The organism is Labilibaculum sp. DW002, from assembly GCF_029029525.1.
GTDB classification, from domain to species: domain Bacteria; phylum Bacteroidota; class Bacteroidia; order Bacteroidales; family Marinifilaceae; genus Paralabilibaculum; species Paralabilibaculum antarcticum.
This window is the reverse complement of the sequence record NZ_JAKJSC010000025.1, coordinates 1-489: the sequence shown is the minus strand read 5'-3', so window position 1 is coordinate 489 and position 489 is coordinate 1. Positions and strand designations below refer to the sequence as shown.

Below are 489 nucleotides of genomic sequence, written 5' to 3'. Positions count from 1 at the left end.
GTAAGTGTAATTAATGATGATCTAGTAGAAACTGGAGGCGAAACAGCAATTGTAAGTTTAGTTTCAACCAATACAGCGGTAACAATCGCTGCGGCAGACGAAGCAACAGTAACTATTTCAGATGAAGATGCATCAGAAGTAAGTATTGCAGCTACAACTCAAGCAAGCGAACCGGGAACTGATGGTCTGTTTACTTTGACGCTAACTAATGCAGTAAGTGTAGATACAGAAATTACATTTGCAGTCAGTGGCGTAGCAACAGAAGGAACCGATTATTCAGCAATTGGAACTACTGTAACGATTCCAGCTAACAGCACATCGATCACACTTCCAGTAAGTGTAATTAATGATGATATCGTAGAAACAGGAGGAGAAACAGTAATAGTAAGCCTAAGTTCAACCAATACAGCTGTATCAGTCGCTGCTACAGATGAAGCAACAGTAACTATTTCAGATGAAGATGCATCAGAAGTAAGCATAGCTGCAACG

At 40.3% G+C, this 489-nt stretch carries 1 protein-coding gene; it reads left to right on the top strand.

Annotated features, from left to right (window positions below):
* Nucleotides 1-489 (top strand): Calx-beta domain-containing protein (locus L3049_RS21550; RefSeq protein ID WP_275111906.1); only part of this gene is annotated, 489 nt, incomplete at both ends.